Annotated in this window: 9 protein-coding genes; 2 read left to right on the top strand and 7 right to left on the bottom strand. The window is 67.8% G+C overall.

The genetic code is table 11. The features are described from left to right. Positions 1 to 20: 20 nt before the first annotated feature. The 6 genes from ACETII_RS00110 to ACETII_RS00135 all read right to left on the bottom strand — a co-directional run bounded on the left by ACETII_RS00110 (position 21) and on the right by ACETII_RS00135 (position 8,331). Entirely contained in the window at positions 21 to 839 is an 819-nt protein-coding gene (locus ACETII_RS00110) for an ROK family protein (RefSeq protein ID WP_472785372.1), read from the bottom strand. Positions 840 to 1,030: 191 nt separating this feature from the next. Continuing rightward, positions 1,031 to 1,717, bottom strand: coding sequence for an SMC-Scp complex subunit ScpB (gene scpB / locus ACETII_RS00115; RefSeq protein WP_472785373.1), 687 nt, complete (start codon positions 1,715 to 1,717; stop codon positions 1,031 to 1,033). Then, positions 1,714 to 2,796 (bottom strand): DUF1403 family protein, encoded by a 1,083-nt coding sequence (locus tag ACETII_RS00120; protein WP_472785374.1) that lies wholly within the window; start codon positions 2,794 to 2,796, stop codon positions 1,714 to 1,716. Before ACETII_RS00120 ends, scpB begins: the two co-directional genes overlap by 4 nt. Positions 2,797 to 2,916: 120 nt before the next feature. Next, complete coding sequence (locus ACETII_RS00125) at positions 2,917 to 5,901, bottom strand: plasma-membrane proton-efflux P-type ATPase (RefSeq protein WP_472785375.1); 2,985 nt, start codon at positions 5,899 to 5,901, stop codon at positions 2,917 to 2,919. Between the two features lie 88 nt (positions 5,902 to 5,989). Beyond that, positions 5,990 to 7,366, bottom strand: coding sequence for an MFS transporter (locus ACETII_RS00130; RefSeq protein WP_472785376.1), 1,377 nt, complete (start codon positions 7,364 to 7,366; stop codon positions 5,990 to 5,992). A 56-nt stretch (positions 7,367 to 7,422) separates the two neighbouring features. After that, a complete protein-coding gene (locus ACETII_RS00135) occupies positions 7,423 to 8,331 on the bottom strand; it encodes a polyphosphate kinase 2 family protein (protein ID WP_472785377.1) in 909 nt (302 codons plus the stop codon). A gap of 463 nt (positions 8,332 to 8,794) precedes the next feature. Here ACETII_RS00135 and frc point away from each other — a divergent pair, with 463 nt between their 5' ends. Both frc and oxc read left to right on the top strand, forming a co-directional pair. Continuing rightward, positions 8,795 to 10,045 (top strand): formyl-CoA transferase, encoded by a 1,251-nt coding sequence (gene frc, locus ACETII_RS00140; RefSeq protein ID WP_472785378.1) that lies wholly within the window; start codon positions 8,795 to 8,797, stop codon positions 10,043 to 10,045. A gap of 38 nt (positions 10,046 to 10,083) precedes the next feature. Beyond that, positions 10,084 to 11,790 (top strand): oxalyl-CoA decarboxylase, encoded by a 1,707-nt coding sequence (gene oxc, locus ACETII_RS00145; RefSeq protein ID WP_472785379.1) that lies wholly within the window; start codon positions 10,084 to 10,086, stop codon positions 11,788 to 11,790. A 34-nt stretch (positions 11,791 to 11,824) separates the two neighbouring features. On the opposite strand, the gene ACETII_RS00150 is transcribed toward oxc, so the two are convergent. Further along, positions 11,825 to 13,348: an acyl--CoA ligase gene (locus ACETII_RS00150; RefSeq protein ID WP_472785380.1), complete on the bottom strand. Its 1,524-nt coding sequence runs from the start codon at positions 13,346 to 13,348 to the stop codon at positions 11,825 to 11,827. Positions 13,349 to 13,361: the final 13 nt, after the last annotated feature.

Consider the following 13,361-nt stretch of genomic DNA (forward strand, 5'->3'; position numbering starts at 1 on the left):
TTGCGGCCAATCGTTCGGCGTCAGGTCAAACGCCCCCGCAAATGTGCGAGCCCGCCCCACAATCCGCCGAGATCGCCGAGCGCGGCGCGCACAATCTCGGGCAGCGCCGGATTCTTGTGCCGCAGGCGCTTCAATTGGACCTCGATGCGTTCGAGAGAAACGCCGACCTCTCCGATCATGGAGCCGCCGACGACGATCCTTTCGGGAGACCAGTAGGCGATCGTATTGTGAAGCCCCACTGCGACGATTTCCGCGAGCTCCGCCCACACTGGATGCTCCTTGCCCAGAGTAGCCGGCGGCGCGCCGAAGCGCGCTTCGATGGCGCGGCCTGAAACGAGATCCTCGAGCGTGCGCGCGCTCGCGCCGCAACCCAGAAGCTGCTCGCCGATTTCGAATCCGAAGGCGGCGCGGTCGAGCGCGCCGTCGACGAAGCGCGCGCCGTTCACGCCGGTGGAGACGGTGACATAGGCGACGATGGCGGCGCCCTTGCCGGCCCCGACCGTCGCCTCGCCGAGCCCGACCAGCGCCGTGTCGTTTTCCACGATCACCGGCGCGCCCAGGGCCCTTTCCAGATCGTCGGCGAGCGCCGCGCCGTTCCAGCGCGGGAGATTTTGCGCATGGACGATTTGGCGCCTGTCCCGCGACAGAACGCCCGGCGCCCCCACCGCCACGCCGCCGAGCCTGCCGCCCGCAAGCTTTGTCACCGCCGCGACGAGCGCGTCGAGGCCTTGCGCATAATCGGGGGCCGTCGGGAAAATAGCGACGGGGCCGAGCGCGTCGAAATCATGGGCGCAGCCGATGCGCGTCTTGGTTCCGCCAATGTCGATCGTCACGAACATGGCCGTGCCCTCTGAAACGTCACGCCAGAATGGCGATGTAGAGCCCGCTCCCTGTCGCGACGACGGGGGCGACGGCGTCGGAGGGGCGCGGCGGGCGCGCGCATATCTTTGACGGCGGCGCGGCTCGAAAGCCGCAGCGGCGCGCTTTGGAAAACAGCGGCGACGGGCCGTCGCCTCACCTAAGGCCTCACCTAAAGGCTTGCGTCGTCTTGCGCGTCGTCGGCGCCCTCCTCGATCAGCCCGAGCGCGTCGTCGAGCGCGGCCTCGACGCTGTCCTCGACCTCTCCCGACGACGCGTCGTCCGCCGCCATGGCGTCGAGATCAGGCAGATCCCGCAGGCTCCCGAGCGCGAAGACTTCGAGGAAGCGCGGCGTCGTCACCCAGGCGATCGGCGCGCCGGGCTGCGGCGCGCGCGGGCCCGGCGCGATGACCCCTGTGTTTTTCAACCGGCCGAGAATGTCGCGGCTGATGTCGTGGCCGACGAGACGCGAGAGGCCGGCGCGGGTGATCGGCTGCTGATAGGCGATGGCCGAGAGCGCCAGCATTTCGAGTTTGGTGAAAGACGGCGGCCCTGCATCCTTTGCCCCGGCCAGCGCGCGCAGCGTCTCGGCATGACGCGGGCGCGTGCGAAACTGCCAGCCTCCGGCGACGAAGACGATTTCATAAGGCCGCCCTTTAAGCTCTTCGTTGATATCGGCGAGGAGCGCGTCGAGCCGGCAGGCGTCGCCGACAAGCCCGGCGAGGGTCTCGCGGGGGACCGGCTTCGACGAAGCGAAGATCGCCGCCTCGGCGCGCAGCATCCATTCGCGCCAGCGCATCCCCTCTGGGAGATCGGAAAGGTCGCGGTCGAGACGGGCGGATGTCGCGGCGCGGCTCATAGACCGTAAATCCTGAAAGCGTCGCGCCCGGAGAGTTCGCGCACGGCGCCAAGCGCGACGAGCCGGTCGAACAGGCGCCGCGCGGCGCGATCCGAGAGGCCGGCGCGGGAAGCGGCGACGGCGGGCGTGACGGCGTCGTCGGCCAGCAGCAGGTCGACGACGCGGCGCGCGCCCTTCGCCCGCAACGCCGGCGCGACGGCGAGAAGCTTTTGCGCCCGCCGCGCCAGATCGGCGGCAAGCGCATGGGCGTCGAGAAGCGCGAGGCCGTAACCCTGCGCGACGGCCGCCGGCCAATCGTCGTCCAAGGGTCGCGGGCGCCGGCCCCCTGCCCCGCGCCGGAGCGCGGGATGGGCGACGACGGCGGCGAGCAAGGGGACGGGGCGCGCCCAGTCGAGACGGCGCGCCAAAGCGAGATCGGCGACGAAGAGCGCGAAGATTTCCGCGTCGAGCGCCGAGGCGCCCGCGCCAAGCTTCAGGGCGGCGGCGCTGGCCTGGGCGGCGGCGGCGAGCGGCTCGGGCGCATCGGCCGCGCAGCCCTGCAAGGCCCTGGCGGCGCCGGCTGAGTCGATCTCCGGCAGGCCGAGCGCCGCGCCCGCCCGCGCCAGCGTCGCCGCGTCGAGCCGCGCGACGGGAGGGGCCGCACAGAGCCGAAACAGCCGATGCAGGCGCCCCGCCGGGCTGATCTGGCCGCCCATCGCCAGATGCTCGGCGTCGCGCAAGGCCAGCGCATCCTCGCGCAATCGCGACAGCGTCGCGCAGCTCTCGGCCGCGCGCAGCGCCAGGCGCTGGCGCAGGCAGCCCGCGAAGGCGGGCTCGGCGGCGTCGTTTGCGCCGCTCGACGCTTCGGCCCCGTAGGCGCCGCGCAGGACCTGATCGAAGAGGGCGAGGGCCGCGCCGGCGAAAAACGACGCCGCGTCGCGATCCGCGCCGGAACGCCGCACCCAATGCGGGAGCGGTGGAATGGACGCGCCCTTCCCAGCCGCCGGCTCCGCCCCTCGGCGGGCGCGGGCGGCGCGCCGGCGAGGCGCGTCGACAGCGGCGGGCGGGTCGCGCGCGGGGAGCGAATCAAGGACGTGCACGATCGAAATCCTAGCCGACGGCGGCGCTTTGTCACGGCGTTCGACGCGTTATCCGCCGGCCTTTTCCCACAGCACGCCAAAAAGACGCGCGGGCCGATGGCGCCCGCGCGCCTTCGACCGTCACTCGCCGAGGAGCGCGCATTCCGCGCCCCTGGCGCGAAGGGACTCGCAGAATGCGGCGGCTTCGAGCCGGTCCTTGAAGTCGGCGATCTCGACGAACCAGGCGGTCTGTCCGTCTTTCTCCTTGCGCAGGATCGTCGGCTGATGCGCGCCGATCACGCCCGGCGCGCGCTTTTGAAGTTGACGCCATCTGCCTTTCGCGCGCGCCTCCGTGGGGAGAACGCCCAATTGCGCCGAGGTCTTCGCCGGCGCGGAGGGCGCCGGCGCGGGGGCCGCCGTGTCCGCCGCAGGCGCCGCAGGCGCGGACGCAGCCGGCGCCTCGCCGCTGGCCGGCGCCGCCGGCTGCGCCGCCTTCGCGACCGGGGAAGCGGCGTTCTCGGCGGCCATGTGGGCGGCCCAAAGGAGCGCCGCGACGGCGGCGAGGCCCAGGACCGTCGCCACATGATCGGCGGCGCGCCGGGACGGCGCAGGCGCCGCGGGCGACACGGCCGCCGGTCGGCGCGCGGTCGCGCCCAGCGGCTCGGTCAGCCGCGCAAGGAACGGCGTCGCTTTGGTCACGCGCGCGTCGAGCTCGTGATAGATCGCGAGCTTGGCGAGATCCTGAACGAACATCCAGACGAGGTTGTAGGCCCAGACGAGGCCGATGAGCGCCCACGGCAGCGCCGGCACGAGCACGCCATAGGCGCAGAGCAGCGCCGCGACGATCTGCGTCGCGACAATGGCCCAGAACAGCGCCGTTCCCGGGAAGGGCGGCGCCCAGAACGGGCCCTTGGCGCGCGTCACGAACAGCATCAGATGACCGCCGACGACGAGCTGCAAAAACAGGATCGTCTGGAGATGCGGCGCGTCGAGATGCAGCACGTTCTGGCCGAGGACGAGAAGCCCGAAGCTTTGAAGGACGGCGAGGGCGCCGAGCACCGAGGAGACGACGAGCACGCGGTCCATCCGCCAGCGCACCGGACGGCTCGGAACCTTCGCCCGGTCGAAGGCGATGGCCATGATCGGAATGTCGTCGAGCAGCGCCAGCATGATGATCATCACCGGCGTCAGCGGGAAGAAACCATAGACGATCGTCGCCAGCACGATGAACACCATGATGTCGAGCGTCATGGCGATGCGATAGAGCGTGTAGCTCATCATGCGCTCGAAGATGCGCCGCGCTTCCTCGATGCCGCGGATGATCGTGGAGAGGCCGGGCGCGGTGAGAATGAGCGCGGCGGCGGCGCGCGCCGCGTCGGTCGCGCCCGAGACGGCGACGCCGATGTCGGCCTGTTTGAGCGCCGGCGCGTCGTTGACGCCGTCGCCCGTCATGCCGACGATGTGGCCCTGCTCCTGCAGCGCCTTCACGATCGCATATTTATGTTCGGGAAAGACGCGGGCGAAACCGTCCGCCGCCTCGATGCGCTCAGCAATGTCGGCCGGAATGTCGCCCTTGCCGACGCCGCCCTCGAAGAGATCCGTCGCCGGCTGAATGCGCGTCCCGAGGCCGAGATCGCCGGCGATCTGCTGGGCGATGGCGACGTCGTCGCCCGTGACCATCTTGACGCGAACGCCATAGCCTTCCGCCCGGGCGATGGTTTCCTTGGAGTCGGCGCGCGGCGGATCATAGAGCGGAATGAAGCCCAGAAAGCGCCACGCGCCGCTCGCGTCCGTGCGCGCGACGCCGAGCGTGCGGAAGCCCTTGGCGGCGTAAGCGTCGACGGCCTCGTTGGCCGCGTCGAGATCGGCGCCTTCGAGTTTGGCGAGCGCCATGATGACCTGCGGCGCGCCCTTGGCGGCTTTGAACGTCGCGCCGTCCGGCCCCTTCACCGTCGCCTCGGTGCGCTTGGTCACCGGATCGAACGGCTGATAGGCCGACTGCGTATAGGCTTTCAGCGCAGCGTCGTCGTGCAGGCCGGCGAGCACGGCGAGATCGATCGGGTCGCGGTCCTCCGCCTTGGAGGCGAGAGACGCGACGAGCAGCGCCTCCTTGGGATCGGCGCCTTTCCAGGGGCTGACCTCGCCGAGCGTCAATTTGTTTTGCGTGAGCGTCCCGGTCTTGTCCGAGCAGAGGATATCCATCCCCGCCATTTCCTCGATCGACTCGAGGCGCGAGACGATGGCCTTTTCGCGCGCCAGCAGTTTCGCGCCGAGCGCCATGGTGACGGAAAGCACCGCCGGCATGGCGACGGGAACCGAGGCGACGAGCAGGATCAGCACGAATTCCGCGAGACGCAGCACATCGGCGCCGCGCGACAATTGCACCGCGACGAGGATCACGGCGAGAACGCCGGCCGCGGCGATGAGGAAATCGCCGATGCGCATCACAGCGGCCTGGAAATGCGAGGTCGCGCCGGCGCTCTGCACGAGAGAAGCGGTGCGGCCGAAGAAGGTGCGCGCGCCGGTCTCGGTCACCACCGCCTGGATTTCGCCCTGCTTGGCGATCGAGCCCGAATAGAGAATGTCGCCCGGCTTCTTCGAGACGGGAAGCGACTCGCCCGTGAGCGCCGCCTGATCGACGCTGAGATAATCGCCCGAAACGATGCGCGCGTCGGCGGGCACGACGTCGCCCAGCCGCACGCGCACGATGTCGCCCGGCACGATGTCCGTCGCGTCGATCTCGCTCCAGACGCCGTCGCGCAGCGCCTTGGCTTTGAGCGCCAGCGCGTTCTTCAATGCCTGCAGCGCGTTCGACGCCTGATGCTCCTCGAAGAAGCCGAGCGCGGCGTTGAAGATCAGCAAGGCGAGGATGATGGTGAAGTCGCCCCAGTCGCGGACGACCAGCGCCATGATCGCGGCCGCTTCGATCATCCAGGGGATCGGGCCCCAGAAGTAGCGGAAGAAGAGAACCCATTCGCTGGTCTTCTTCTCTTCCAGCGCGTTCGGCCCGAAATGCGCCAGCCGATCGGCGGCCGTCTTGGCGTCGAGACCCTTCAGCGGATCGGTCGACAGCGCCGCGAGAACCTCGGGGATGGGGGATTTCGATAAATCGACGCGCGCATCCATGGCGACGCTCCTTTCAACAAAAGATGTCCGAGCCCGAGAACGGGTCGCTCTTCCGCCGGGTTCGCCGTCGCGCGATCGTCCCCGGCTTCTAATCTTCCTCCAGCGCGCCCTCCTCGTTCACGGCATGCGCGAAGAAGGCTGTCGCGACGAGGCCGGCGAGGCTGACGAGCGTCATCAGGGCCACGACGCCGTCGAGGCCCCAGGCCGCCTGCAGTTGCGGCGCGACAAAGGTTCCGAAGGTCGCGCCGACCTTCGCGGCCGCGGCCGCGAAGCCGCTCGCCGAGGCGCGAACGGCGGTTGGAAAAAGCGCCGGGGCGAGGATGAAGGTCGTCGCATTGGGCCCGACGTTCATGGAGAAGTTGAACAGGACGAAGCCGGCGATGATGAAACCCATATGGGCGCTGGCGCCGTCGTTCGCGACGACCGCGAAGAGCAGCAGCGCCATGCCGACCGCCATGCCAAAGAAGCCGGCGATCTGCATGGGAATGCGTCCGAGCGCCGGCACAGCCCACAGGCTGGCGAGAAAGCCGACGAGCAGGAAGAGATCGACCAGGGCGCTCCCTTTGGCGTCGGCGAATTCCGCGGCGATCGGCCCCGCCCCCGCGCCGCCGAAATGAAGCGCGCCGAGAATGACTGGCGTGAACAGGCCGACGCCATAGGTGGCGACGTCCATCAGCATCCAGGGCAAGGCGACGAGCAGCGTCTGCGCCCGAAAGCGCGCGCTGAAGAGGGTTCCTAAGCCGGCCCCGTGCGACTTCGACGGCGGCGCCGGGACGATCGGCCGCTCGGCCAACGCCTCCTGCGCGGACGTCGATGGCGGCTTTTCGTGGAACGCGCGGCTCAATTGCGCAAGAAGCGCCCGCGCCGCGTCGATCCGCCCCTTCGTCGCCAGCCAGCGCACGCTCTCGGGCGCCCACATGCGGGCGAAAAGAAAAGCCACGGCGAGCGCGCCGACGGCGCCGAGCAGCAGGCGCCAGTCGCTGGTTTCGGGATCAATGCGCGTGATCGCGATCCCGGCCAGCGCCGCGGCGAGCATCCCCACCGACTGCATGGCGATCGTCGCCACCGTCATGCGGCTGCGCGTCGCGCGCGGCATCATCTCCGAGACATAGGAGGCGCTCGTCGGAAAATCCGCGCCGACCCCCATTCCGGTCAGAAGCTGCGCGGGGACGAGAAGCCAGGGATGCGGCGCGAAAGCGGCGAGCGCCGCGGCGAGAGCAATCAGCGCCATATCGAACATCAGCACGCGCTTGCGCCCGAACCTGTCGGCGAGGACGCCGCCGAGCCAGGCGCTGGCCGCAGCCCCCAGCACGAGGGCCGAGCCCATCAACCCGATGAGCAGGGGCGAGAGCGAGAATTCATGCTTGAGCAGCGGCAGCGACAGGCCGAGAGCGACGACCGAAAAGCCGTCGAGAAACGCCCCGCCGCTCGCGGCGAGCCAAAGCGCATAATGACGCCAGGTCATCGGCGCCTGATCGATCGCCGAGAAAAACGACGCTGGGCTCGTCGCGCGCGCCGGCGTCACGATTGCGCCGGCGTTTCTGTCGCGTCTGTGGCCTTCCCGTCGCCGGCGGCCGACTTCTTCTTCTTTCTGGTCTCCGCCTCGCTCGCCTGATGATCGAGCCGGCGGATCTCTTCAATATCCACCGTCGGCTTGGGAGCCTCGATCTTCATATCTTCGAGCGCGTCGGCGACGATCGCGGACAAAGCGAGATTGCGGAACCATTTGTGATTGGACGGAATGACGAACCAGGGCGCATGCGCGGTCGAGCAGCGCGAGAGCGCCGCCTCGAAGGCCTCGATATAATCGTCCCATCTGTTGCGCTCGGAATAATCGGTCGCGCTGATCTTCCACTGATGCGTGGGATCGTCGAGACGCTCCTTGAAGCGCGCGAGCTGCTCGTCTTTCGAGATATAAAGGAAGAATTTCAGGATCGTCGTATTGTTCTCGACCGCGAGCATCTTCTCCCATTCATTGATGAAGTCGAAGCGCGGCTTCCAGATTTCCTTGGGCGCGAGCTTGTGCACCCGCACGACGAGGACGTCCTCGTAATGCGAGCGGTTGAAGATCGCCACATTCCCGCGCGCCGGGGCGTGGGGATGAATGCGCCACAGGAAGTCGTGGTCGCGCTCCTCCGCCGTCGGCTGTTTGAACCCCGTCACCTGGACCCCCTGCGGATCCATGGCGCTCATGACATGCCAGCAGGAGCCGTCCTTGCCGGCGCCGTCGATGCCCTGAAGGACGATGAGCAATGAATGATTGCGTTCGGCATAGAGCGCGCGCTGCAATTTGGTGATGCGCTGCAAATGATGCTGCAGCTCCTCGGCCGCCTCGACGTCATTGGCGTGACGGCCGTGAAATCCGGCGTCGATCGAGGAGAGGTCGACCCTGGAGCCGGGTTCGATGCGAAAGCGTTTCGTGAAGTTCATCTTGCGCTCCAAAGTCGGAGCCCGAGAAGGGCTTGAAAAACGCTTCGATTTGTCCCGCTCCGGGTCGGCGCCGTCAAGTCGGCGACGGCTGAATTCGACGCAGCGGAGTGAGGTAAGAGGGCGAGCTTCAGCTTGTCAATAGCGAGGCTCGTAGAAACGAACGTCCCATTAGTCGGCGCGCCGCTCGATATTCGGCGGCGAAACAAGCCGCATCGTTTCGGACGCGCCGAGCGGCGTCGAGCGGCGTCGACGCCGAGACTCCATGACCCTTGATCGAAGGGGCTCCCGGAAGCCCGCGCCCGCCGCTGACGAGAGGCCGCGAGCGAGCGGCCGGCGCCAAGGAAACGGTGGACTTTTGCGAGCGGCTAGGCAACCATATCCATGTCAGCTTTGAAGAATTCTTGCCAATGAGCGTCGGTTGAGCGGGTCTGTTTCGTTCGATTGACAGAGGAGCGCCGCACGCATGACCCTCCCTCTCGCAGGTGTGAAAATCATCGACTTCACCGGCGTCCAGGCGGGACCGGCCTGCACCCAGCTGCTCGCATGGTTCGGCGCCGACGTGCTCAAAGTCGAACTGCCGGGCGTCGGCGACGTGACGCGGCGGCAGCTGCGCGACGCGCCTAATCTCGACGCGCTCTACTTCACGATGCTCAACAGCAATAAGCGTTCGCTGACGCTGAACACGAAGACGCCGGAGGGAAAGAAGATCTTCGAGCAGCTCATCCGCGACGCCGACGTGCTCGTCGAGAACTTCGCGCCGGGCGCACTGGACCGCATGGGATTTCCCTGGGAGCGTCTGCAGGAGCTCAATCCGCGTTTGATATTCGGCTCGATCAAGGGCTTCAGCGAAGACTCGCCCTACGCCGATCTGAAGGTCTATGAAAACGTCGCGCAATGCGCCGGCGGCGCCGCCTCGACGACCGGCTTCTGGGACGGACCGCCCACGGTCAGCGCCGCAGCGCTCGGCGACACCAATACCGGAATGCATCTGGCGATCGGCCTGCTCGCCGCGCTGCTGGGGCGCGAGCGCACGGGAAAGGGCCAGAAGGTCTCCGTTTCCATGCAGGAGGCCGTGTTGAACCTCTGCCGGGTGAAGCTGCGCGATCAGGAGCGCCTGGAGCATCTCGGCTATCTCGAGGAATATCCGCAATATCCCAACGGCACGTTCACGGACGCCGTGCCGCGGGGCGGCAATGCGGGCGGCGGCGGGCAGCCGGGCTGGGTTTTGAAGTGCAAGGGATGGGAGACGGATCCCAACGCCTATCTCTATTTCACCATCCAGGAGCAGAACTGGCCGCGGACCTGCGAGGCGATCGGCAAGCCCGAGTGGGCGGACGATCCCGCCTATGCGACCGCCAAAGCGCGTCAACCGCACATCTTCGACATCTTCGCCGAGATCGAGAGATGGCTCGCCGACAAAACGAAATTCGAGGCGGTCGATATTCTGCGCAAATTCGACGTTCCCTGCGCGCCTGTGCTGTCGATGAAGGAGATCGCCTATGATCCCGCCTTGCGGCGCTCGGGCGCGATCGTCGAAGTCGAGGAGGAGTTGCGCGGGAAATATCTGACGGTCGGAAGCCCGATCAAATTCTCCGACTTCACGCCCAAGATTACAGGCGCGCCGCTGCTTGGCGAGCACACCGACGACGTCTTGTCGGCTCTCGGCTACGACGCGGAAAGCATCGCCCGGATGCGCGCGAATAAAGTCGTCTGACCCTCTCTCTCCGACCATCCGCAAGAAAGAGCGCCGCCATGGCCAACCCCGACAGAAGGGACGCCGTCACCGATGGCCTGCATCTGATCGTCGACGCCCTCAAACTCAACGGGCTCGACACGATTTTCGGCGTCGTCGGCATTCCGATCACCGATCTTGCGCGCCTCGCTCAGGCGGAAGGGCTCAAATATTTCGGCTTTCGTCACGAGCAGTCCGCGGGCCACGCCGCCGCGATCGCCGGCTATCTGACCCAATGGCCGGGCGTGTGCCTGACCGTCTCCGCGCCGGGCTTTCTCAACGGACTGCCGTCGCTGGCCAATGCGACGGTAAACGGCTTTCCGATGATTCAGATCAGCGGGTCGAGCGATCGGGCGATCGTCGATCTCCAGCAAGGGGATTATGAGGAGCTCGACCAGATGAACGCCGCCAAGCCTTTCGTCAAGGCGGCCTATCGCGTGAACCGCCCCGAGGATATCGGGATCGGCGTCGCGCGCGCGATCCGGGCGGCGACGTCGGGACGTCCCGGCGGCGTCTATCTCGACCTGCCGGCGGATGTGCTGAGCGCCGTCATCGACAAGGACCAGGGGACGCGCTCTCTGGTCGAGGTCGTCGATGCGATTCCAAAGCAGCCGCCGGCGCCAGAAGCCATCGAGCGCGCGCTCGATCTTCTCGCGAAGGCGAAGCGTCCCCTGGTCGTGCTCGGAAAGGGCGCCGCCTACGCGCAGGCGGACGCGGATATTGCGCGCTTCGTCGAGGAGACCGGCGTCCCCTTTCTGCCGATGTCGATGGCGAAGGGCCTCTTGCCGGACAATCACCCGCAATCGGTCGAGGCCGCGCGCTCCTTTGCGCTCGCTCACGCCGACGTGGCGGTTCTCATCGGGGCCCGCCTCAACTGGCTCCTGGCCCACGGCAAGCCGCCGCACTGGTCGCCCGACGTCCAATTCGTCCAGTTCGACATTCAGCCGACGGAGATCGACAGCAACAGGCCGATCGCCGCGCCCGTCGTCGGCGACATTGCCTCTTCGATCAAAGCCCTGCTTCTCGCCTTGAAGCCGGACCGCCTTCCCGCCTGGACAGAATGGCGCGACGCCATAGAACCGCAGAAGCAAAAGCATATCGCGGACATGGCCGCCCGTCTCGCCGCCGATCCGCGGCCGATGGATTTCTACAGCGCGCTCGGCGCCGTGCGCGCGGTTCTCGCCGACAAGCCGGAGGTCTTCGTGGTCAGCGAGGGCGCCAATACGCTCGACGTCGGCCGCAACGTCATCGACATGGCTCTCCCGCGCAAGCGCCTCGACAGCGGAACCTGGGGGGTCATGGGCGTCGGCATGGGATACGCCATCGGCGCCGCGGTCGTCTCGGGACAGCCCGTCGTCGCGGTGGAAGGCGACAGCGCGTTCGGTTTCAGCGGCATGGAGATCGAGACGATCTGCCGCTACAGGCTGCCGATCGTGGTCGTCATTTTGAACAATGGCGGCGTCTACCGCGGCGACGACGTCAACCGCGGCGGCGACGGCGCGCCGGCCGTGACGGCGCTCTCGTTGCACGGGCGCTATGACAGGCTCATCGAAGCCTTTGGCGGAACGGCGTATAACGTCGCCGATCCGGACGCGCTGACGCAGGCTCTCTCCGAGGCGCTCGCGGCCGGCGCGCCGGCGATCATCAACTGCGCCATCGATCCGACCGCCGGAACCGAGAGCGGCCATATCGGCAGCCTCAATCCCAAGAGCGCCGTCAGCTCATAGAGACGATGGACGGACCATCGGAACAAAGTCGGCCCTAGGCCGCCGCGAGCCCGAGCCTTTGCGCGAGCCCGGCGCGCTGCAGCTTGCCGGTCGGGCCCCTCGGGATGTCGTCGACGAAGACGATCTGGCGCGGAACCTTGAACGGCGCGAGCCGCTCCGAGAGGAAGGCTTTCAATTCCTGCTCCGAGACGCTCTTGCCCGGCTGCAGCACGACGGCGGCGGCGACGTCCTCGCCGAGCTTCTCGTTTGGAACGGCGAAAGCGACCGCCTGCTCCACGGCCGGATGGTCCATGAGCGCCGCGTCGACCTCTTGAGGCGAAATTTTCTCGCCGCCGCGGTTGATGATCTCCTTCAGGCGTCCCGTGAGCCGAAAATAGCCGTCGTCATCCTTGACGCCCTGGTCGCCGGTGCGAAACCAGCCGTTGACGAAGCTTTCGGCGTTGGCCGCGGCGTTGTTCTCATAGCCGGCCATGACGTTCTCGCCGCGGATCACGATCTCGCCCACGACGCCCGCCGGCGCGATCCGACCCGCTTCATCGAGGATCTCGACCTCGGGCCCGGCGGCCTTGCCGACGGAGCCGGGCTTGCGCGGGCCGTGCAGCGGGTTGGACGCCATTTGATGCGCCGCCTCGGTCATGCCGTAGGACTCGATGACGGGGGCCTGGAACGCCGCTTCCAGCGCCTCGATGACCCGCACAGGCAGCGACGCGGACGACGAGCGGATGAAGCGCAGCGGGTGGCGCGCAATCACCTCCCTGTTCTGCGCGGCGAAGCTCAGGATCCCCTGATGCATCGTCGGCACGGCCGTGTACCAGGTCGGTTTCGCCTCCTCCATCCAGCCGTAGAATTTCACCGGGTTGTAACCCGTGGAGCAGAAGACCGAGCCGCCGCGCGACAGCGGCGCGAGAAGGCCCGCGACGATCCCGTGCACGTGAAACAGCGGCATGATGTTCAGCCCGCGGTCGCTTGGGCGAAAGTCGAGGGTCTGGGCGATGTTTTCCGCCGAGGCCGCGACATTGCGTTGCGTGAGCGGAACGATTTTCGGCCGCGAGGTGGTGCCCGAGGTATGCAGGATGAGCGCGATGTCCTCCGGGCCGACAGAGCCCTTCCCCGCCGCGCCCGCGGCCGCTGCGCCGCCGGTAATGATAAAATCGCCGGCGCCGCCGCCGCATGGCGTCAGCGTGAGCACGCGGACGCCGAGCCTTTTCGCCGCTTCGAGCGCGGGCGAGGCCTCCCCCGCCGCGACAACGAGCGCCCCGACCTCGAGATCCTTAAGGTAAAGTTCGAACTCGTCGAGCGTATAGGCGGGGTTGAGCGGCACGGCGGTCGCTCCCTGCACGATCGAAAGGAAGGCGGCGGCCATTTCGGGGCCGTTCTGAAGCGCGATCGCGACCCGGTCGCCGCGGCCGACGCCGACGCGATTGAGCGTCGCAACGGTCTCCTTGGCGAGCGCGCGCAGCCTGCCGAAGGAAAGCGGCGGCGCGCCGGCCCCACCGAGCGCGACGGCGCCATCGGGCGCGGCGCTCAAGAGGCTTTCGAGCGTGCGGCTGGCGGTCATGAGTCCTCTCCGG

This window comes from Methylocystis sp. NC52PC (genome assembly GCF_055698645.1).